20 protein-coding genes are annotated in these 19,493 nt (G+C 48.0%); 1 reads left to right on the top strand and 19 read right to left on the bottom strand.

The annotated features are described in order from the left end of the window. Positions 1–8 precede the first annotated feature (8 nt). From TGAM_RS07515 to TGAM_RS07490, 6 genes are read right to left on the bottom strand one after another with little or no spacing between them, the layout of a single operon-like run. The gene (locus TGAM_RS07515; protein ID WP_015859098.1) at positions 9–1,103 is read right to left on the bottom strand and encodes a DUF835 domain-containing protein; all 1,095 of its coding nucleotides are present in this window, start codon (positions 1,101–1,103) and stop codon (positions 9–11) included. A gap of 55 nt (positions 1,104–1,158) precedes the next feature. Continuing rightward, positions 1,159–1,752 carry an adenine nucleotide alpha hydrolase family protein gene (locus TGAM_RS07510; RefSeq protein ID WP_015859097.1) on the bottom strand — a complete coding sequence of 198 codons (594 nt, stop codon included), beginning with the start codon at positions 1,750–1,752 and terminating at the stop codon, positions 1,159–1,161. Positions 1,753–1,788: 36 nt separating this feature from the next. Continuing rightward, positions 1,789–2,340, bottom strand: a complete 552-nt coding sequence (locus TGAM_RS07505; RefSeq protein ID WP_048811262.1) for a DUF998 domain-containing protein — start codon at positions 2,338–2,340, stop codon at positions 1,789–1,791. Then, positions 2,337–2,555 carry a hypothetical protein gene (locus TGAM_RS07500; protein ID WP_169302029.1) on the bottom strand — a complete coding sequence of 73 codons (219 nt, stop codon included), beginning with the start codon at positions 2,553–2,555 and terminating at the stop codon, positions 2,337–2,339. Before TGAM_RS07500 ends, TGAM_RS07505 begins: the two co-directional genes overlap by 4 nt. Beyond that, on the bottom strand, positions 2,549–3,691 hold the full coding sequence (gene thiI, locus TGAM_RS07495; RefSeq protein ID WP_015859094.1) for a tRNA uracil 4-sulfurtransferase ThiI: 1,143 nt from the start codon (positions 3,689–3,691) through the stop codon (positions 2,549–2,551). The genes TGAM_RS07500 and thiI overlap by 7 nt, the downstream gene beginning before the upstream one ends. 4 nt (positions 3,692–3,695) lie before the next feature. After that, the gene (locus TGAM_RS07490; RefSeq protein WP_048811260.1) at positions 3,696–4,016 is read right to left on the bottom strand and encodes a hypothetical protein; all 321 of its coding nucleotides are present in this window, start codon (positions 4,014–4,016) and stop codon (positions 3,696–3,698) included. Positions 4,017–4,108: 92 nt separating this feature from the next. On the opposite strand from TGAM_RS07490, the gene TGAM_RS07485 reads away from it, so the two are divergent. Then, on the top strand, positions 4,109–4,822 hold the full coding sequence (locus TGAM_RS07485) for a maleate cis-trans isomerase family protein (protein WP_015859092.1): 714 nt from the start codon (positions 4,109–4,111) through the stop codon (positions 4,820–4,822). A 230-nt stretch (positions 4,823–5,052) separates the two neighbouring features. Here TGAM_RS07485 and TGAM_RS07480 read toward each other — a convergent pair whose 3' ends face one another. The 13 genes from TGAM_RS07480 to TGAM_RS07420 all read right to left on the bottom strand — a co-directional run bounded on the left by TGAM_RS07480 (position 5,053) and on the right by TGAM_RS07420 (position 19,443). Next, positions 5,053–6,051 (bottom strand): hypothetical protein, encoded by a 999-nt coding sequence (locus TGAM_RS07480; RefSeq protein ID WP_015859091.1) that lies wholly within the window; start codon positions 6,049–6,051, stop codon positions 5,053–5,055. A 33-nt stretch (positions 6,052–6,084) separates the two neighbouring features. Then, the gene (locus TGAM_RS07475; RefSeq protein ID WP_015859090.1) at positions 6,085–7,056 is read right to left on the bottom strand and encodes a hypothetical protein; all 972 of its coding nucleotides are present in this window, start codon (positions 7,054–7,056) and stop codon (positions 6,085–6,087) included. A 70-nt stretch (positions 7,057–7,126) separates the two neighbouring features. Next, positions 7,127–8,026, bottom strand: a complete 900-nt coding sequence (locus TGAM_RS07470) for a hypothetical protein (RefSeq protein WP_015859089.1) — start codon at positions 8,024–8,026, stop codon at positions 7,127–7,129. Between the two features lie 105 nt (positions 8,027–8,131). Continuing rightward, a complete protein-coding gene (locus TGAM_RS07465) occupies positions 8,132–9,055 on the bottom strand; it encodes a hypothetical protein (protein ID WP_148206289.1) in 924 nt (307 codons plus the stop codon). 93 nt (positions 9,056–9,148) lie between these two features. After that, positions 9,149–10,045: a hypothetical protein gene (locus TGAM_RS11370; RefSeq protein WP_052291832.1), complete on the bottom strand. Its 897-nt coding sequence runs from the start codon at positions 10,043–10,045 to the stop codon at positions 9,149–9,151. A gap of 50 nt (positions 10,046–10,095) precedes the next feature. Beyond that, positions 10,096–10,944 carry a hypothetical protein gene (locus TGAM_RS07455; protein ID WP_048811433.1) on the bottom strand — a complete coding sequence of 283 codons (849 nt, stop codon included), beginning with the start codon at positions 10,942–10,944 and terminating at the stop codon, positions 10,096–10,098. Between the two features lie 69 nt (positions 10,945–11,013). Next, positions 11,014–11,997: a hypothetical protein gene (locus TGAM_RS07450; RefSeq protein WP_015859085.1), complete on the bottom strand. Its 984-nt coding sequence runs from the start codon at positions 11,995–11,997 to the stop codon at positions 11,014–11,016. A gap of 7 nt (positions 11,998–12,004) precedes the next feature. Further along, positions 12,005–12,961, bottom strand: a complete 957-nt coding sequence (locus TGAM_RS07445; RefSeq protein ID WP_048811259.1) for a hypothetical protein — start codon at positions 12,959–12,961, stop codon at positions 12,005–12,007. Positions 12,962–12,971: 10 nt separating this feature from the next. Then, positions 12,972–13,985: a hypothetical protein gene (locus tag TGAM_RS07440; protein ID WP_052291831.1), complete on the bottom strand. Its 1,014-nt coding sequence runs from the start codon at positions 13,983–13,985 to the stop codon at positions 12,972–12,974. Between the two features lie 13 nt (positions 13,986–13,998). Further along, positions 13,999–14,982, bottom strand: coding sequence for a hypothetical protein (locus tag TGAM_RS07435; protein ID WP_015859082.1), 984 nt, complete (start codon positions 14,980–14,982; stop codon positions 13,999–14,001). 32 nt (positions 14,983–15,014) lie between these two features. After that, the gene (locus TGAM_RS07430; RefSeq protein WP_052291830.1) at positions 15,015–16,010 is read right to left on the bottom strand and encodes a hypothetical protein; all 996 of its coding nucleotides are present in this window, start codon (positions 16,008–16,010) and stop codon (positions 15,015–15,017) included. A 5-nt stretch (positions 16,011–16,015) separates the two neighbouring features. Next, positions 16,016–16,924 carry a hypothetical protein gene (locus tag TGAM_RS11170; protein ID WP_048811258.1) on the bottom strand — a complete coding sequence of 303 codons (909 nt, stop codon included), beginning with the start codon at positions 16,922–16,924 and terminating at the stop codon, positions 16,016–16,018. Continuing rightward, positions 16,921–19,443, bottom strand: coding sequence for a hypothetical protein (locus tag TGAM_RS07420; RefSeq protein WP_015859079.1), 2,523 nt, complete (start codon positions 19,441–19,443; stop codon positions 16,921–16,923). Before TGAM_RS07420 ends, TGAM_RS11170 begins: the two co-directional genes overlap by 4 nt. Between the last annotated feature and the right edge of the window lie 50 nt (positions 19,444–19,493).

Below are 19,493 nucleotides of genomic sequence, written 5' to 3'. Positions count from 1 at the left end.
AGTTGAGCTCAGAGGAGGATCCTCCTGAGCTGGGCAATAAAGTGGGGCTCAACCCCCCGGGGATCAACCGCCAGTATCAGGAAACCGTTGCTCATCACCACGAAGTCCCTGACCTTTGCCAGAAACTTAAGCAGGCTTTCCTGACTGTTGTACACAAGCAGGTATTCGATACAATCGAACAGCACAACACCCCTGAGGTTCTTTGACTTCATCTCCTGAAGGTAGCGGTAGATTATCTCCCCAATCCTAGGAAGTTCCGTTGGTCCTATCGTTTTCTCCCTCTCCCCGCTGAGGGGGGCTGTGGTCATGAAATAAACCCTCCATGCTTCAGGAACATCGCGGGTGTTTCTGAGGAACGCCAAAACGGGAAAATCCTTGAACTCCTCTTTTATCTTCTGCAGCTCCTCTGGATGAAGTATGGCCACTGGGCTCTCAAGTTCCGTCTCAGGTTCCTGGGGAAGCTCTTGGAGGGGTATCCTCCTGAAGCTCTCCGAGCGCATTATTTTGACCATCGCCGTTGTCATCAGCACTATCAGGCTCGCGGAGAGCATGAACCCTATCGGTATATACCATCTCTCCTGGCCGAAGAGGGCGGCGGGAATGAGGTGGAGGCCGAACAGGGTTATCCCGATGTAGAGGTATTTTGCGGCGCTTTGGTATATGCTAACAACGTTTTTCACTATGAGTCCGGACGCTGTCACGAAAACCCCTGTGATGCCGAGTGAAGCCGCAGCCGTCGCCGTCCACTCTGGATCCTGCGTGTACCAGTACACCATGAGAAGATAAATCATGTAGGCAACAGGGGCCGTTGAGAGTACTTTAAGTGTTCCCTTGTCAATTTTGACTCCCTCTTCTTCGACGAGGTGGAAAGAAGCCGCGAACATGAAGGATGAGAAGAGCGGTAGCAGCAACAGGCCGAGGGGCTTTAAGGTCAGGGAGGACGACGTCGCTATAGCCAGAAAATCGCAGAGCCATGCCATGGAGAAGAGAAGTGCGGAAGTTCTCCTGTTTTTGCGGTAAATTGAGAATATCAGCAGTGCCGCCAGCACGTCGATGCCCATCACAATTAGGGCACCCGCGATCACAATCAAAGAGTCCTGCATTAACATCACCATCTAGGTCCAAATTGGACCGTTGCACTCAATGGAGGCATTTGGTTTATAAACTATTCCCACATCTTCGGAGTTCTTCCAGTACCTTTCTAAACCCTCCCGGTGAGCCCCTCACTATGGGGTACCTCGGCGTGAAGGGACAAGGCGGTTCCTCACGGGCGCTTATTTCGAACGTCCCTATCTCCTTGGCTATCTTAACAATTTCCTCCTTGTCCATTCCGATTAGGGGCCTCAATACAGGTAGGTCGCTGGCCGAGCTCACTATCATGAGGTTGTCGAGGGTTTGACTTGCCACTTGGCCGAGGGAGTCGCCGGTTATTATCGCGCTCGCCCCGACCTCGTGCCCAATTCTGCAGGCCCTTCTAAGCATCAGCCACTTGCAGAATATGCACGTCCAGCGCTCCTTCTTGAGCTCCTTCAGCCTCTCAAACACCGGAACATGCTCCTCCGCAAAATCTACAACTATTAGCTCGTCGAGCTTGCCGTATTTACTCAGAACCTCCCAGAGCTCGCGGACCTTTTCTTCTTTGATGGGATCCTGCCTGAAGTGAACCGGAACTACCTCTACCCCCCTCCGGAGCATCAGGTAAACCGCGACGGGTGAGTCAATGCCCGAGCTCAGCAGTGCAACCGCCTTCATGGCCGAAACTTCGGGTGGGCTTTTATGAGGCTTTCCTCAACTCAGGGTTTCAAACCTCAGCAAGATGCCAATGTAAACGAACCACGCGAGGATGAAGGACGCTCCTATCAGCTCCGGAATCGCCAGCCCCTTGAACACCCTCGCCCTAATCAGGTAGAGCATCGTGATGAACACGACAACCGAGAGAACGCTCCAGAGGTAGTTGACCGAATTCTGACGGCCGAGCTTTATCCCGACGAGCGCTATGTCTGCCAGTGCCAGAACGTAGAATAACACTGCCGAGGGAGCGTGATAGGGGAGCTCCTCGGGGAAAACCCCAACAAGGAATAGGAAAAGGAGCGCGAGGGGCATCAGGTAGGAGAGTCCGTGTTTGAATGCTACCACTGACGGAACCATTGCAATCACGGCGAAGAGCATCAGGAGGCCGTTGAAGAGCCAGCGGTTGGGGTTCTTGAGCGACCCCATGTCGCTCAGCGCGTTGTTCTGGAGCGAGAACCAGGGGTTTGCGTGGATAACCACTGTTAGGCCCACGATGAAGATGATGGGGAGGGAGAGGGCTACGTAGGAGGCGAAGCGTGTGGGACTCATTCCCACTCCCCCCGAAGTTTGTCTTTGAGCTTCTGCGGGTCGGTTTTCCAGCCCTTTAAAATGCCGAAGACGTTCGATTTGGTGGAGTTGAAGCCCGCCCATTCCTCTGTGAGCAACCAATCTTCCCTCTCGCTGGCGTTCTCGTCGGATATCGTTAGCGCTCCCACGGCTTTCCATATAGGGTCTCTCTCAATGCTTTTCTTCTTCATCAGCACTCCCTCTTCCTCGGCTCCTCTCCGAAGACCGCCCTGTAGAGCTTCCTGAACTCCTCCCACGAGCCCCTTATTATCGGGTGCCTCGGGATGAAGGGTATCTCGTCCTCAGGCAGGGTGGACAGCTCGAAGGTTCCGATTCTCTTCGCTATGCTAACTATCTCCTCCTTGTCCATGCCTATCAACGGCCTGTAAATCGGTAAATCGCTCGCCTGGCTGACGATGTACATGTTTTCGAGCGTCTGCGAAGCCACCTGCCCGAGGGAGTCGCCCATCACGATGCCCTTCGCGCCGAAGTCCTTGGCTATCTTATCCGCGTGCCTCACCATCATGAACTTGCAGAACACGCAGGTGTACTTCTCCTTCCCGAGTTCCTTCAGCTTCTCAATGATTCTCTTGCGCTCCTTCGGCTTGACAACGATTAGCTCGGCCTTTCCGCCGTAGTGGTACTTCTTCAGCTGGTTCCAGATTTTCCTGACCTTCTCAAGGGTCTTCTCGCCCATGTAGATGTGAACTGGAATCACTTCGACACCGCGCTTCATCATTAGGAATGCAGCGACGGGTGAGTCTATGCCCCCGCTGAGGAGCGCAACAACCTTGCCCTGCGTGCCTATCGGCAGTCCTCCCCAGGCTTTAACCTTGTCAACGAAGACGTACACTTTGCCCTCCATCAGCTCGACGCCTACCTCGATATCGTAGTTGTGAAGGTCAACCTCGCTCTCCTCGTTCTCGAGGATGTATTCCCCCACCTTTGCCTGAATTTCTGGACTCTTCAGGGGAAACTCCTTGGTGATTCTCCTCGCCGTGACTCTAAAGCGTGGCCTCTCAAGGCCGAGCTCCCTCTTCTTCCTCCGGAAGAGCTTTAGCGCGGTTTTGTTGATTTTCTCAAGGTTCGCCTCGACCTCCATCGCGGGTGAGAGCGAGACTATGCCAAAAACCCTCGTCAGGACGTCAACGGCCTCTTTGGCTCTGTTCGTCCTCACGAGAATCCTCCCGTGCTTGGCCTCGACCTTTTTAAACTCGATTCCTTCGCTCACCAAAGCTTCCCGTATGTTGTTCATGAGTATGTTCTCGAACCACCTCCTCGTCTGCCTCGACTTCGTTCCAATCTCGCCGTAGCGGACTATGACGACGTTCATGAAATCACCCCGGTGGAACCTTAATGATGACTTCCACGTATTTCTGGACGACAATGTACAGGAAAAGGGCGGCGGCGTAGGAGGAGAGTATTATCAGCTCGTTCATCTCGAAGATGTGCTTGGCTATCTCCCTCGCGCGGGGAGAGCTGGAGACCACAACGTCCATGTATCTCCTTTTCAGGAATTTGTTGAGCTCAACGCCCAGCACGAGCAGGGGGACGCCCACCAACCCCCACATTTTCCCGAAGATTAACATGGCTATTAGGGTCGTTGTGGCTATAAACCAGCCGCCTATGACGCCCAGCAGGATCACGAACTCTATCATGGCTATCGTCCTTGCTTGGTTGAAGGGGATAAAAAAGTTTAGATGAACCAAAGGTTTAATAGAAGTCCCGAGGAACTTCAAAGGGTGAAAGCATGTACGGATGGAGAGGAAGGTTCGGTCTCATAGTGCCGTCATCTAACACCACGATGGAAATGGAGCTTCACAGCTACCTGCCCTACGGGGTCTCACTCCATGTCTCAAGGATGCCCCTGAGGGACGTCACTGAAGAGGAGCTCCTTAAGATGAGTAGCATGGCCGTTGAGAGCGCCAAGCTCCTCCGCGATGCGGGGGTTGAGCTGATACTCTACGGGTGCACGAGTGGCTCATTCATCGGTGGAAAGGACTTCGAAAAGGAGCTCGAGGCGAGAATAGAGGACGAGGTGAACGTCCCTGTGATAAGCACCAGCACAGCCGTCGTTGAGGCCCTGAAGATCCTCGACGTTAGGGATATCCTCGTTGTTACCCCGTACACCGACGAGATAAACCAGCGGGAGAAGGAGTTCCTGGAAGCGAACGAGTTCAACGTCCTTGACATAATCGGCCTTGGCCTCACGGACAACCTTCAGATCGGACGGCTTGAGCCGTACGAGGCCTATCGCCTCGCTAAGTCTGCCTTTATGGACGAGGTTGAGGGGATTTTCATAAGCTGCACTAACTGGAGGACCTTTGAGATAATCGAGGCGCTCGAGGACGACCTTGGCGTTCCCGTCGTGACGAGCAACCAGGCTTCCCTGTGGCTCGCACTCAGGGAGATGGATGTCATGGAAAGAATTCCTGAGCTTGGGAGGCTTTTGACGGAGTATTAGTTTTGCCTTCCCTTTTCCAAGTTCTTAAGTTCTTTGGCAGGGAGGTTTCTTATCCCTGTGATTCCACCGGTTTATACGCTCCTTCCGCCGAAGAGAGCTGATGATAAGTGTAAGCATTGTACGCGAAAAGGGAAAAGAGCAGGAGTAGTGCGGCCGTTTTTTTCATTTTTTTACGCCTCCTTAATTCCTGGCTTACGAGGAAGTGCTTTCACCACACGTCAAACTTGACATTATGGTAGTTTTTCCAAAATGTCACTTCCATACCGAGTGCACAGGTACCCGTCAAATTCGTTGAACTCGTTGCGCGTGATTTTTCCGGGGGGCGATATTCTACAGAACGCTAAAACGCCCTTTTCCGGGTTCACCCAGGCTGCCCACGCTTCAATTCTCTCTCCCTCCCTCGTGATTGAGAACTCAAATCGGAGCGAGCCCTTAACACTGCCCACGAGCTTTTTGGACTTCAACGCCTGAATAACGTCTTCTAAGGGAACTTCTTTTAATTCCCAAGTCTTGTTGCTTAGTGCTTTAACTTCGGCTATTGTTGAGAGTGTAACGTTGCCCGGGTAGTGTGCGATCACGTTAATCGTCCCATTGCTTTTCGTAGTGAATTCTATTATTACTCCCCTCCACGGGCTGCTCATGGTGGATGGCATGTGGAGCAGTCCCCAGTAACCGAGGAAGCCCCGCACAAGTCCATGATCTCCAACACGTTCTATTATTACTCCCATTGAGATCTCCCTGTCTTTCATGAGTACAAGGTTCACGTAAGTGGTGTTCTCTTTGCCTCGGATCATCTCCTCAATTGACGGGTAAATGCTCTCGATTTCCTCGTTCTTGTAAATCTTGTCTTTGTAGAGGAGTATTCTGCAGTTGTCACAGTTTGTGAAGTTTTTGAGTTTTTCCGGGCTGGTGGCCAGGATGGAGTAGTTGAATGGAGTCTTGCAGGATATTCTGCTCTTTTTTTCATTCAAGGTGATTTTGAAGAGAGTGATGATTTTAAACGTGTAAATGCTGAGTGTTCTCTCTTTTGGATCGTAAAACGCGAATTGGTACTCTCTGTCCCCATTCTGTGAGGAGTAGTAGGCCGCTATTAGCTGTGCGTTCTCTCTAACCTCTTCTGGAATCTTCTGGTAGAGAGTGCTCATAGTCTCATGAGGCTGGTTAGAGTAAGCGTATGCAAAGAGTAAAAGGATGATTAAAAAGAATCCAAAGACCGTTAGAGCCCTCATTTTATGCCCCCTTTGTTTTGTGGTCTTTAGTCGTTAGGGATAGCGGAAGGGCACCCATCCTCCACTCCGGCATCTGACGTGAACAGACAACTGGGAGTGTCCTCTATCCTCCCATTCTATCTGTGGGTAGATTTTGTATTGGTAGTATCTTCCGGATTGTGTGAACCATGCTATTCCTGCGTATTCCCCGCTGAGTGTGGCCTCCCAGCGCCATGGTTTTGGTTCAATCTTAAAAGCCTGCAAACGCTTCACAGCACTGGACAAGTTCTCCAAACTCCAAGGAGAGTAATCATAACTGTCGCTATAATGCCTTTGCTTGAACTTAAAAGTAATGTTGAGTGGAAAGTGTATTTTGACAACGTCCTTAGTTTTGTTGAAAGGCTGGACTGTGATGGTTACTCCTCTGCTTGCGTTATCGCCAGCTGGGAGAATCAGCAATCCTGGGTACCCTGAAAGACCAAATATTCTTCCAGCATCGCCAGAGGAACCTATTATGTCTCCTGTTGATAGTTCGCTGGCGCCGAGGATTTCAACCTGCCAGTAGCTTTCGTTTGCCTTTAACACTTCCGAAAGTCTTGGTTGAATCTCCTCAATCTCCTCATTCCTGTAAATCTTGCCCTTGTAGAGGAGTATTCTACAATTGTCGCAGTTTGTGAAGTCTTTTAACTTTTCAGGGCTAGTGGCTAGTATGGAGTAGTTGAATGGGGTCTTGCAGGTTATTTTGTTTTTCTCTTCGTCCCAGAAGATTTTGAGGAAGTTTGAAATACTGAACGTGTAAATGCTGAGCGTCTGGTTTTTTTGATTATAAAACGCGAACTGGTACTCTCTGTCCCCATTCTGTGAAGAGTAGTAAGCTGCGATGAGTTGGGAGTTTTCTCTAACTTGCTCTGGGATTTTTTGGTAGAGAGTGCTCATAGTCTCATGAGGCTGGTCAGAGTAAGCGTAGGCAAAGAGTAAGAGAAAACCCACAAAAAGAAAACCCAAGATGGCGAGGAGTTTCCTCATCCTCGGACCACCTCCAGGAAGTAGCCAACGCCGGTGTAGGGGCCGGTTTTTGGATTAACATCTTTTGGCATCATGTGTCCTCAAGTTTTCCCCACCATTCGTTTCCACAATCCCCATTACGGAGGGCAATGATGACCCATGTTGTTTTGTTGGTGCACTCCTTAGACGAAGTATCAAGGGGACGGGAAACCCACAGTGCCATTCTATTGGGGTTGTATTCAAAGTATTCCCTCCAGATTCTCAAAGCGCCGGTAAGGTTTCGAAGTTCGAACGGACAGGTAAGGGGTTTTGTTGTATGGGCTTTAATTATGGCTCCATTAAAAAACACCAATGCTCTTTCTGAGCCGTAGGGGGAGTTCCACGTAATCTCTATGACTGTCGGGAGATTTTTGTCTGACAACTCTGGAGGAACTAAAATGCCTCCAGGCCCAGCGGGTGGGAAAGAGTAGTCTCCTCCACAGGATTTTATCTCATCTAGCCCCACCCAGAAGCCATTTTTAGAGTAGAACAATCCAATTTTACCAAATGATGCGTTTTGAATCCTGAGACTTGTGAGCATTGAAAGTGCATCTTTTTGGTCATCCCGAGAGTACCATGTGCCATTGAAGAGGAGTGCAGGAGCTTGCCCCCTCCAGTTTTTCAAGAGTGTTCTTTGAATGGCCAGAGAGGAGTAATTGTACTCTGTTGGGCAGGCCTGTTTTTTGAGAGTTATGTGGGGCCAAGGCCAGAGGCTTTCCTTTACGCTGGTAACAAAAATATTCCGCGTTTTTGGATTGTAGAAGGCGAAATGCCATGTGGGGGCGAGCATTCCTTTATCGACGTATGCGGCAATTAGTTGTGCGTTCTCTCCGGTTGCCATCTCAAAGGTCTTATCTGGACTTGTTAACGTCTCGTGGACTCTGTAAGCCTGGAGGCCCCACAGGGATACTGCGAGGAGAATAAAAATAAAGAGAGTCCCAATCCATTTCATCCCCAGACCACCTCCATGAAGTAGCCAACACCAGTGTAGGGGGGGCCAACGGATGAAGCTTGCCGAGAGTTCATTGGGTCTCCGCTCCCATTTAATGTTTCGAGCCTATGAACTGTTATTCACTGGGATATCGGTACCATCCATCAGCACATATCCGTCTGGTAACTTTTTCTTCATTGAAATACCCTTTTGGTAGTATTTGAGAACTAAAACGCCCGCTTGGATCGTTTTGGACTTCATTGAGTAAACTGTGAATTGCAGGAACACTGGGTTCTGTTTTGGATACGAAGTTCTGTTGAGCCACTTGAATGCATTATCTAGGCTAGTATAAGCTTTTGAGACTGCTATGGAGCTCTGTCTGTAGAGGACTTCACCCACTCCGCTCACCTTCACGTCCCCGGGATAATGGACGACCCACAATGATGCGTTCTTCTCCTTAACAACTTCAACCTCCCATACAAAACCTGAATTTCCCTCATCTTGAAGATCTGGAACTGTGAGGGTCCAAACGGGCCCAATACTTCCATAAAGGACATCTCCCGTTTGGAGTGTTATGCTGCCAATCCACAGTTCTTTTTTAGCGTAGTATGCCGTGAGTTCCCGTAGGGTCTTGTTCTTGTATTCTTTGGTTATCTCGTCAAAGCTTGGGAATTCTGGCGGGTTTTCTTTCGTGTACCATTTTCCGGCGAAGAGTAATGCGGGAGTTTCCTTTGGTACTTCTTCAAGAAGGTCCAAGTCAAGGGCGAGTGGGGAGTAGTTTAATGGTGTTTTTACGGTTTTTACGTCTCTTCCCCAGGGGAGGATTGGTTTGTCAGTGTAAAGGGCGTAAACTTTCAGTTTTTGGGTTTTGGGGTTGTAAGTGGCGAACTGCCAGAAGTCCTTGTCGTGGTAAACTGCTATTAATTGTTCGTCGCTGGGGATTCTTGCGAGTTTGTAAGCTCTGACTGCTAGTGGGAGGGAGTTCAAATAAGCCAAATACCCGAGCAGGAGAGTGAGTAAAAGAAAGAGAGCAAACAACTTCCGCCTCATCCCCAAACCACCTCCATAAAGTAGCCGACGCTCGTTAGTTTCCAAATCTCAATATTGGCCTTCCCTCAAATCATTTTTAGATCCTCACCTGAATTAGCGAGTAGTCTTGCATCCCCCTAAAACTTTAATTGTGTCCCTGTGGAGGTAGTAGAATTGGAAGTATTTTTCCATAGAGATCCCTTGGTAGTATCTTTTGATGGTTACAGTATCAACATCGGCTTGTGGGGAGAAGCAGTAAACCTCGATCTTTGCGAAGCTGGTGGTTTTGCTGAGATTTGAAAGCGCTTCATAAAGTGCACTCTCAATAGAATTTCTGTTGTTTAAAACAAATGAACCTAAGTACACCGGGGTAACGTTCCCTACTATTTTAGTGCCCGGATAGTACACAGTTTTGGTAGAGTTCTTTCCTTGCGGAGTCTCAACAACCCAGATTCCCCCGGAGGTATTTCCAAAACTTGGAATTACTAGTACATCCTTCGTTCCCACCTCATAGGCTCTTGCGGTCACTTGGAGGTATGTTTGTATCCAGAGTTCTTTCCTCGCGTATAAGAGGGCAATCCTTCGGATCGTTTTGTTGGTGTATCCTTTGATTATCTCGTCAAAGCTTGGGAATTCTGGCGGGTTTTCAGGAGTGTACCATTTTCCGGCGAAGAGTAATGCAGGAGTTTCTTTTGGTGCTTTTTCAAGGAGTTTTAAGTCAAGGGCGAGAGGGGAATAGTTCAAAGGTGTCTTCACAGTTTTTGTTTTCTTGATTCTGAAGTCTAATGGATGAGCCTGACTGAGGTAGTAGACTTTGAGTTCTCGGGCTTTCGGGTTGTACGTTGCGAACTGCCAGAAATTACTATCGTGATAGACTGCAATGAGCTTTTCATCTCCTGAAATTCCCGCCAGTTTATAAGCCCCTTCCGCTGAGGAGAGCTGGTGGTAAGTGCACGCGTTATAGGCAAAGAAAAGAAGGAAAAGTAAAACCAAAGCAAGGAGCTTCTTCATCCCCACATCACCTCCATAAAGTAACCAACACTATTGTAGGGGTTTTAGTTTTACCTTCTCCAGCAGGGCAGCCCATATTCTGTTTTTTCTATTGTTCCGTTGTTGTGAATTGTAATTTTGTACACGGTTCTGCATTCTCCCAGTTCCTCAACAATGCTCCAGGGGTCGGGGTTGAGCACCACTTCATTTCCTGTTATCAGGATCCCCCATGCGGGCTCCAGGTACTGGGAAACGTTGGCTGGAAGGCTCGTGTTTTCAATCGGGGGGAGGTTGAGCTTCGAGGTATAACCCTTGACAATTCCCATTGGGTATTTAGCGATTATGGCATCTTTGGTTGCGTTGTAAGATTTGATTTCAAGGACGAATCTGGAGCTACCTCTGGGAGAGGGCACGACTAAGTAACCACTTGTGAGGTTCGTGTATCCAAGTCTCACTTTGTCCCCACCTTCTCCGAGGACGAGCTTGCATGAAGAACACAGTTTCAGGAGTTCGGAGCAGGTAAGGGGCTTTTGGAGTTCTTTGAGTGGGACAGCCTTAACGCTTCCGTTGAACTTCGCAATGAGCCCGATTGTTCCTTTCAAGCCTTTGAGGGCATTGTTTTCAAAAGTTAGGGGTGAGTAATCAATGTGCGTTCTGACACTTTTCGTGGAGTCTTTAATATCAGGTATTATAGAACCGCTGAGCTCGATTCTATGGAGGGACAATTTCCCCGTGGTGTATGTGACGATTCTCCATTCGTTTCCGTTGTGTTGCATGATGAGTATGTGGTCTGTTATGTTAAGATGTTCCGTCATGCAATATGGAGAGTTAAAACAGGACACGGCTTCATGACTCTCCCACAGTATCCAAGATGCCGTAAGGGTAAAAAGCAAAAGCAAGAGGGCAGCTATCTTCCTCATCCCCAAGTCACCTCCATGAAGTAGCCGACGCCGGTGTAGGGGCCGGTTTTGGGTTTGTATCCTTGGATGTTACGTGTTCTCAAGTTTTCCTGAGTATTCGTCGCCACAATAACCCTCTCCCTTTAGGGTTATGACCACCCATCTTATCTCAGCACTGCAGTCCTTCGAAGTACCCTTCACGGGTCTGGCCACAAACATTGCCATCCTACTTGGGTTTTGTCTCGCATCTCGATACCAAATTTGGGCGAGTTCGCTCACGTCCTTCAATTCAAAGGGGCAATTAGGAATTTCATGAGTTTCCTTCAAAAATTCTTTCCGTGCATCGCCACAGAACACCATTCCAAATCTATCTGCAAAGATGGCCATGATGCACTCTGGGTGAACTGCCCCAGTTATGTTGATAGTAGATCCATCGAAGAATATTATCGATGTTTCTGAATGGTTTCCCTTGTTCCTAACAGTCGCGAGAACTGTTGGGGCACCGTCACCCGCGAGATTGGGCGGCACTATGATTCCGCCGGGACCAGCTGGGGGGTAGCCGAAATCTGCGTTGCAAACTCTGATTCCTTGGACTCCCATCCAGAAACTGTTTTTGGAGTAAAAAATGCCAAGCAAGGTGAGGTTTTCGCTCTGGATGTTCTGAAAGTTGCGGATTCCTTGAAAGGTTGATTTATAATACCACTTTTCGTGAAACAGAAGCGCGGGCGTTTTTCCGTCCCAATCTTTCAGGCGTTCTAAGTTAGTTGAGAGCGGGGAGTAGTTATATGGCGTTGGGTTTAGATATGTTTCTTTGAGGAGTCCGGGAATTAATCCAAGTTTCTCACTTAAAGAGACTATCCTGATTTTCTGGCTGTTGGGGTTGTAGAATATTAACTGCCATTTAGGGCCGAGCGTTCCTTCTTTTACGTATGCTCCTATGAGCTCCTCGCTTTCGTTGTGCTTTATGAGTTGGAGCACTCTGCTGGGGGTTGTAAGGCTTGTGTGAACTTGGTATGCTTTAACTCCCCATGCAAGAAGGAGAAGAATAAAGAAAAGTGAAAGCCAGCGCTTCATCCCTGGATCACCCCTGTGAATTGGCTGTTCTAATTATTTGGCATTTTCCGGAGGTTTGACCATAGTCACTAAGAACGTAACCTTCCGGTATTTTGTTCTGCATTGAGATACCGGGCCAGTATCTGGTAATATACATGATGCTCCATTCTATTGAGTTTGAGTCCCAGCAGGATATCGTTAGATCGACAAAACTCCTTGCAGAGCCTGAGATTGGGGTAGGCTTTGCCAGTGCTTTCAATGTTGCGTTTAAAGACTTTTCAAGAACCCATTTCTCTATCACAAACGCTTTTGGGAGAACAACTTCTCCATATCCCTTGATTGTAATTCCGTCTGGGTAATAGACAATGTGCTGGGACTTATCCCCTCCAGCTGGAATTTCAACACGCCACACAAAGGGTTTTTCCATGTAGGATTTCAAACTTGGTATTACGAGAATTCGCCCGGGCCCTATTCCTCCATAAATTGCATCGCCTGTCTGCATGGTTATTGCCCCAATCCAGAGTTCTTTTTCGGCATAATAAGCACTCAATCTCCTCATTGTTTTGTTGTTGTATTGTTGGAGTATTTGCTCTACTGTTGGGAATTCTGGTGGGTTTTCTTTAGTGTACCATTTTCCGGCGAAGAGTAATGCAGGAGTTTCTTTTGGAGCTTTTTCGAGGAGTTTCAAGTCAAGAGCGAGTGGGGAGTAGTTTAATGGTGTCTTCACGGTTTTTGTTTTCTTTATCCTGAAGAGCAGAGGAAAATCCTGACCAACGTAATAGACTTTGAGTTCTCGGGCTTTCGGGTTGTAGGTGGCGAACTGCCAGAAGTTCTCATCATGATAGACCGCAATGAGCTTTTCACTGCTTGGAATTCCTGCTAACTTGTAAGCTCCTTCCGCTGAGGAGAGCTGGTGGTAAGTGTAAGCATTGTAAGCAAGGAAGGAAAGGAGGAAAACAAGGAGGAAAGCAAGGAAGGATCTCATTTTTTCACCTCTACCAGCCGCAGTAATAACCACTGATGAAGCTGAATTTTTCCTTGTAAGTTTTTTCAGTGGGATATATTCGTTTTTCTATATACACAGTTTTCCCTTTGTCTATCCATATTAGCCAGGCTTCGAGTTTTGGTGTTTTGGCCCATAAGGGTTCCTTGGATATTTCGAGCCTAACTCTCGAGTCCTCTCCAATGGTTTTTTGGAGCTGTTTAGAGTCGAGTTTTTGAAGAATCTGCTCGATTGGAACTTCCTTTAACGTCCAAGTCAAGTTCCGCGTGATGTTAACCCTGTAGTATTTTGTGATTTTGAACTCGTCGGAGAGGGTAACGTTGCCCGGGTAGTGAATTACCCTCTTAATGGTCTCGTTGTCCACTGGCAGGAATTCAACCACAACACCCCTCGTGAGATTCACAATAGGACTGGGCAAATAAAGCAAACCCCTCCCATAATAAACATCATCAGTGTAGAATCCCATGTCTCCAATGACGAACCCTACTGCTCCAGTGGTGATTTCTGAGTCTTTGAGGAGGGAGAGTTTCACGTAAGTAGTGTTCTCCTTGCCCCGGATTACCTGTTCGATTGACGGGTAAATGCTCTCGATTTCCCCATTCTTGTAAATCCTGTCCTTGTAGAGGAGTATTCTGCAATTGCCGCAGTTTTTGAAGTTTTTGAGTTTTTCTGGGCTGGTGGCTAGGATGGAGTAGTTAAGCTGGGTTTTACAGGTTATTTTGTTTTCCGTTATTCTCGGCCAGATTTTCAGGAGTTTGGAGATTTTGAACGTGTAAATGCTGATTGTTCGATCGTTTGGATTGTAGAGGGCGAATTGATACTCTCTAAAGCCGCCAAAGCCTGTTTGGGACGAGTAATAAGCCGCTATCAACTGCGAATTTTCCCTAACTTGCTCTGGAATTTTCTGGTAGAGACTGCTCATGGTTTCGTTGGGCTGGTTAGAGTAAGCGTAAGCAAAGAGCAAAAGGATTGAAACAAAAACTAAAACTACGAGAAGTTCCTTCATCTTCCGACCTCCGTTATGGGTAGTAGTATGAGTATGGGGATGCACCTCCTCTCCTACACCTGAACTCGAACCGTGATATTGTGAAGTCACCATTATAAATCCACTTTGACTGAGGATGTATTTCGTATTCATAGTACGCCCCTGATTGTGTGAACCATGCTATTCCGGCGTATTTGCCGCTTAGTGTAGTCTCCCATCGCCATGGTTTCGGCTCGATTTTGAAAGCCTGCAAACGCTTAACAGCACTGGACAAGTTCTCCAAACTCCAGAGGGGGAAATCTGGGTTGTCATAATGTCTCTCCACGAATTCAAAAGTAACGTTCAGCGGGAAGTGTATTCTAATAACCTCATGAGTTTCATTCAACGGTTGAATCGCGATGATTACCCCTCTACTCGCGTTGTTCCCTGCCGGAAGAATCAACAATCCCGGATAACCTGAAAGACCAAACATTTCTCCAGCATCGCCAGAGGAGCCTATTATGTTTCCTGTTGATAGTTCGCTGGCGCCGAGGATTTGAATTCGCCAGTAGCTTTCGTTCACCTTTAACACTTCCGAGAGTCTTGGTTGGATCCCCTCAATTTCTTCGTTCTTGTAAATTCTGTCCTTGTATAAGAATAGTCGACAGTTGTTGCAGTTTTCGAAGTCTTTTAGCTTTTCTGGGCTTGTTGCTAATACTGAGTAGTTGAATGGGGTCTTGCAGAAGATTTTGTCTTCTGTCATTCTCGGCCAAATTTTCAATATTTTGGAGATTTTAAACGTGTAAATGCTGAGTGTTCTCTCTTTTGGATCGTAAAACGTGAATTGGTACTCTCTGTCCCCATTCTGTGAAGAGTAGTAAGCGGCTATTAGCTGGGAATTCTCTCTCACTTGTTCTGGGATTTTTTGGTAGAGACTGCTCATGGTTTCGTTGGGCTGGTTAGAGTAAGCATAAGCAAAGAGCAAAAGAATGATCAAAAAGAATGCAAAGAGAGCAAGGAGTTTTGTATTTTTCATCATCGTGGCCTCCGTGTATTAGTGGGGGTATCTTCTCAGGGAAATGGGTCGAATATGTTTTCTTCAGTCCATCTACAGCTTTTCTCAATGCAGGTAAATCTTCTCCACTCTATCTTGTCTGGTGGGTACAGCCTCCAGTAACCATGAGCCTGTTTGCGAGAGTTTATCCATGATGCCCACGCTTCCGCTCTATTGTCTCGTTTGGTAATAGAGAATTCAAAGCGTAAACTTCCTTTGATCTCTTGGGAAAGTTCTTTGGATTTAGATTTTTGGAGGATTTCACTGAGTGGAACTTCTTTTAGATTCCATGTAGAGTTCCAATCCTTTCTCAATCTGACACTTGAAATAGTCGAAAATGTCATGTTTTTTGGATAGTGAATAACTACATGAATTGTATCGTTTTTTGCGATGAACTCTACTATGACTCCTCTACTCGGATTATGCATAGTTGTAGGTAGATGAAGTAATCCCTTGTACCCAAAGTATGCGGGCCCTAGTCCCATGTCCCCGTGTCTTTCAATTATTCCTCCAATGGATAGTTCTTCATCCTTGAGTAGCACAAAATTAACGTAGGTAGTGTTCTCCTTGATTACCTGCTCGATTGACGGGTAAATGCTCTCGATTTCTTTATTCTTGTAAATCCTGCCCTTGTAAAGGAATAGCTTACAGTTGTCGCAGTTTTCGAAGTTTTTGAGTTTTTCTGGGCTGGTGGCCAGTACAGAATAATTGAATGGCGTTTCGCAGGTTATCTTGTTCTCCTCTTTGTCCCAAAAGATTTTGAGAAAGTTTGAAATCTTAAAAGTGTAAATGCTGAGTGTTCTCTCTTTTGGATCGTAAAACGCGAATTGGTACTCTCTGTCCCCGTTTTGTGAGGAGTAGTAGGCCGCTATTAGCTGTGCGTTCTCTCTAACTTGTTCTGGGATTTTTTGATAGAGACTGCTCATGGTCTCGTGAGGCTGGTTAGAGTAAGCGTAAGCTAAGAGCAAAAGGAGGATTGAGAGAAGCCCTAAAACAGCAGTAAGCTTTTTCATCTCCCTCACCTGTTTCTCAGTTCGAGGTTTGAAATGCAGGAGATGTTTCCAAGTTCTATGCTTGCTGAATTGCCGCTGTAACAAGCATAGAGCTCGCAGAAATCTCCCCTGTTGGTCAGAATTTGTCCGTAGCCTGGGCACTTGGTTTTTCTTAAAAACCATACTTCCAAGTAGGAGGGATTTTTCCCCTCAAGCTTTTGGACAATGCTTTTAATTACTTCCCTATCTTCGCTGGAGTACGTGAACACTTTGTTCTCCTCTGTCACATTCTTGAGCACCACTCCAGGGTAAAAGAACGCCACTTGGGGATTTCCCTTAATGCCTTCAACTACCCACAGCATTTTACTATCCTTAAATCCTGGGATCACAAGAATCCCATTAGTTCCCGCTGTTCCGTAGCATACTATGTCGAGGTTGGTTTTTCTGCACACGGCTTTTGACTTAATCCACAGTCCAGAACTGCTCCCGAGCCCGTAAATCCGATAATATTTTTCTCCCGGCCGGATGACTTCGCTCAGGTTTGCCCAGTATGAGCCGCTGATGTCTTCTTCGTATTTCCAGCCGAGGGTTTTGAAGAGGAGTGCTTTACTGTGTGGTTCATAGCTCTTGAGAAGTTTTAAGTCTAAAGCTAAGGGAGTGTAGTTTACCAGCGCTTTTACGCTCTCTACATTCCTCCTCTTCAGCCAGAGGGGAGATGATTGCTCAACCGTGTAAAGCTTGAGCGTGTTAGTCTTCTCGTTATAAGTCGCGAACTGCCAGAAGTCCTTGTCGTGGTAAACTGCTATTAACTGTTCGTCGCTGGGGATTCTTGCGAGTTTGTAAGCTCTGACTGCTAGTGGGAGGGAGTTCAAATAAGCCAAATACCCGAGCAGGAGAGTGAGTAAAAGAAAGAGAGCAAACAACTTCCGCCTCATCCCCAAACCACCTCCATAAAGTAGCCAACACCAGTGTACGGGCCGGTTTTTGGAGTGTAATCTTGTGGAAGCGCTTTGTCGCAAGAGCCATCAAGATTCGGATCCATACAAATGTCTACGGATGGCCCTCTAACCCATTCTGGCCTATCATATCCTGTTAAGAACTTAAACAGCGCTTCCCACGATGAACAGTGCCATTTGTCTTTATGAGTTAAGTTCCCCCATTGCTCTGGCAACATGTACTCCCATGATTTATATCCTGCCACAATCCAAGCGTGGGAATAAGTCCTCCATATGTATATTGCATCCTCTTTAAAACTACTGTAATCACCTGGCGTGCTCAGTTCACTCCACTTCCACTCATTATTCATAACGCTATGTATGCTTAGGAGTTTATCGGAGAGAATTCTGCTTATATCGAATGCACTTTCACCCCGATAATATAGTGCCATTTGTGTAGTATACCAAGTCTTATATTTATGCCTGTTCCAGTCTTGATACTCATCCCAAAACCAGAAAACATAATGACCTATCTCATGTCCTAAAGTCTTACCCCACTTACTACTCCCCATTTCGCCTTTGGAATCTGTGGAGTACCTGAAAAATCTTCTAGGCATCTCTATGAACAAGGTGGAGTTCCAGTATGCCCCAATCCAAGAGGAAGGCCAGTGGTCATCATTTATTATTAGAATTTGCCAGCCTGTGTTGTAGATCCTCACATCAGCCTTATCCCAGTTCTTCTTGTCGTCCCAGATCGTAACCCTGGTTATCATCGCGTAGCCGTCCGTGTGGTCGTAGACGAAATCACTCGCTTTCCTGATGCTGTAAGCTAAGTTCCTCTTGTCCTCCTCGCTCATGTCCCACTCCACCGACACCGTGAGCTCAATGCCGAGTATATCCCTCTTCGCCGGATCCTTCCCGATCAAGACCTCGACGGCGTTCGGAACACCGTCGCCATCGTAGTCCCCAAGTTTCTCTTTGTTATTTATGTCCGTCCACTTCAAAAACTGCTCAAGCCAGGACCAGAAGTCCCCCGAATTTGTCTCCAGCAGGTAATAGCCGTCGCTCGGGTCGAACCTCTCTGAGATTCCGCTGGCTTCCAGCTCTTTGTTGAGCTCGACCTCGCGCCAGAAGGGTATCCCGTCCGGCTCGTCCGGCACGATGACGAACCAGATCTCCCCGTCGTGCTCCTCCCTTGAGGAGTACGTGATGACTTCCCCAAGGCCGGGATCAATGAGGTCTCCTTCCATCGGGATTATCTCGACTTCACCCTTTAACGGCTCATCCGGAGCCGTGCCCACCAACTCCACGGTGGTTGTGTTTTCCCTGGCCAGAGAAGCGTCCGGCCCTTGGGGTGGCTTTATCGGATTTACCCTGAGGACTTTCGCGTTGTAGGTGTTGACGAGGGTGACGTTAACCACACTGCCGTTTTCGAGCCTTACCGTGGCTATTTTAACGCTACCCGGCCTGGATATTGAAAGCACTCCTTTTCCGCCCCCTACCCTGACTTCTTTGACATCCTGGATGGTTGTGATGTTGAGGATCTCGCCCTTGATTCCTTTCTCTTCCAGGATGCTCTCGTACTTGACGTAGACCTTGAGGTCTTTTTTCGGATCGTGGGAAGAAACGCCGCACGAGCCGTCGCCGCAGCCGCTCAGGTGGCCGTAGCCGAAGTATCTCTCCTCGTCCCCCGGATAATCGTCGCCGCTCCAGGTTCCGGTTTTGAGGTTGTACATTATTCTCGCAACGGTTCCGGGGCCGGGGGAGATGTCAATGTCCTCTCCCTTTTTATTGCCCTCTTTGTCATAAAGGTGGAAAGTTATCGGGATGAAAACCTTATCGTCCGGGACGTCGAAAGTGGCTTTGGCTATCGCGTAGTCCTCAAGGTTGAGGAGGGGATCGTCTGTTGGGAGGATTTTATTTTCCTTGTCGTCCTGGTCGTTTGTGAGGAAGAGCGTCCTTGTCTGTCCGTTTACTGTGAGGGTAAGGTTCATGTCCGCGGGGTTGTGGCCAACCAAAGCGCTGTCAACGTCGTCCAGCGCCCTCGCCCTGAGGATGTAGATCTTTATCCTGTAGTCGCCAAGGGGGTTCATATCCTTGGAGTCTATGACACCATCGTCGTCCGTGTCTGGATCGTTTGGATTTGTTCCGTAATCGTATTCCTCCTGATCGCTGAGGTACTCGCAGTCCGAATCCCTGAGGAGTGTCACCGTTTTGTTCATTGAATCACTCCCTCCCGGATATGTGAGAACGACCTTAACGGTGTGCTCGCCCGGCTCCGCGGGGGCGGTGAGTGTATAGGTCTCCGGGTGGTAGGGGTCAACTTCAATGCCCACGCTGTTCCCGGCGTTTCCATCGACGTAGGCCTTCAGGGTGCCCACGGCGGTGGTCCATCCATAGTTGTTCACCGTGACGTCTATGGTTGCTTTTCCGTTGCAGACGGTTTTATGCACCCTCATTCCCGTTATCACGGGCCTCGGCATGTCCTGGATTAGGTCCGGCTTTGGCTGTGGCTCCAAAAGCGCAACGGTCCCCCACGCTCATGAGTAGGAGAAGGGCCACAGCCATC

The organism is Thermococcus gammatolerans EJ3, from assembly GCF_000022365.1.
Classification (GTDB): Archaea; Methanobacteriota_B; Thermococci; order Thermococcales; family Thermococcaceae; genus Thermococcus; species Thermococcus gammatolerans.
This window is presented reverse-complemented; position numbering and strand designations above follow the sequence as displayed.